This is a genomic window from Pseudorhodobacter sp. W20_MBD10_FR17 (assembly GCF_052119765.1).
GTDB lineage: Bacteria > Pseudomonadota > Alphaproteobacteria > Rhodobacterales > Rhodobacteraceae > Pseudorhodobacter.
This window is the reverse complement of record NZ_JBGQOQ010000108.1, coordinates 1-1,418: the sequence shown is the minus strand read 5'-3', so window position 1 is coordinate 1,418 and position 1,418 is coordinate 1. Positions and strand designations below refer to the sequence as shown.

Annotated in this window: 2 protein-coding genes; one reads left to right on the top strand and one right to left on the bottom strand. The window is 52.8% G+C overall.

Annotation, left to right across the window (positions count from 1 at the left end; translation table 11 throughout):
- A partial coding sequence (locus ACEN2J_RS20795; RefSeq protein WP_442108671.1) for a hypothetical protein occupies positions 1–317 on the top strand: 317 nt, incomplete at its 5' end.
- A gap of 46 nt (positions 318–363) precedes the next feature.
- On the opposite strand, the gene ACEN2J_RS20790 is transcribed toward ACEN2J_RS20795, so the two are convergent.
- Positions 364–1,233 (bottom strand): OST-HTH/LOTUS domain-containing protein, encoded by an 870-nt coding sequence (locus ACEN2J_RS20790; protein WP_442108669.1) that lies wholly within the window; start codon positions 1,231–1,233, stop codon positions 364–366.
- Positions 1,234–1,418: the final 185 nt, after the last annotated feature.

Below are 1,418 nucleotides of genomic sequence, written 5' to 3'. Positions count from 1 at the left end.
AAAAAAACGAGGCCGAAGGACCAACCCATTGGGTAAGCGATAAGCAAAGCAATGCCCGCCGTTTGCCCCGTGAGGAAACCGAGTTGCGTAAGAAACACAAGTCCCACGGATGTCAAAAAGCAGCCGATCAACAGCCCCTGCGCATCTTCGAGCGGCGTATGGGCAACGGTGTTGGGGTCTATGGTCAATGGAGCTGGCATAATTTGAAACTACGCTGCATCGCAGCAAAGGCAAGGCCAAATTTGGTGTTTGATGTATTGGTCGGCCCTAAGCCGACATTGACCGATTGTAGCATCGCCGCGATGCAGCTTCCCTGAAGCGGACGTGGGATAAAGCATAGCAATTAGGCGACGCCAGCGTAATTTAATGCGGCTTCGCGGGACGCTCCTTCTCCCGATAACATGCAGTGCGTTTTCCATCCATTTCAAAGTACCGAAGTTCTAAAATGTGCGTCTCATGCACGACCTGCTGCCAACTGGCGCATTCATACTTGGCAGGTAGTTGCTCGGGGTACCGCTTGGCTACCCATCTTCCAGCCTCAGCTACAGATGCCCACCCATCGACAACCAACGCATCGAATGCTTCTCGCAAGGCGCTGACGATGCCCGAGCCATCCCAATTTACTTTTCCATCGGGGGAAATACCGTTGACGACGAAGTCTATGACCTCTTCGGACTGCAGGGCATCAGACATCGCCTGCCGCGTTTTCACAATTATTTCAGCCCATTGCCGAAGTTGTCCAAAATGTTGGTCAATGAGGGTGTATGCTGAAATCAATGCTTCTTGCGCGCTACGGCATCCATCCGAGCTCGAAATGTCATGTTGATCGATAAAGTGGTGAACCCGATTGTTCCGCAGACGCACCAATTCTTTCAATTCACTCTCGACCCGGACGAACTCTGCGGCCGGTAAGCCAAGCTTCATCTGCATGGCGAGCCAATTGACGTTCTCAGATGAGTTGGTTTCCGTCTCTTCATTGGGGTCGATTTCACCAGCAACGAAATATGATCCAAGGAGTTCGCCAACCAAGGTGCCAAGCGTCTTAAGGGCTATGCCGTCAATCTGCGCAGACCGTGCCTCTTCCAAGGCATTCATCGGCCCCGAGAGCTTATGATCCACCACCATAGCTTTGATCAGCCGTTCATACTGTTGCAGCCGTAACATGCACCGCCCCAGCAAACGCTGAACGTCTTGCTGAAGTGTCCGCAGTTCATCCTCGTTTGACATCGTCATAGTACAATCCGGTCTCAGTCCCACTGACATCAATCATATTTCGACCCGAGATGCGATGCAGCTTGTCATTCTGCCAACCCCGAATTCATTCCCTAGCTCTGTCACGGACGGCCCAGAGCCGACCTCCGCAGTCAGCTACGATGCTGCAACGCAGCGTCCCCAAAGCGGCCATTCGTGCATTGTGC

Coding starts and splice junctions, on each gene's coding strand:
- ACEN2J_RS20790 (WP_442108669.1), bottom strand. CDS start 1,233: ATGACGATGTCAAACGAGGATGAACTGCGGACACTTCAGCAAGACGTT.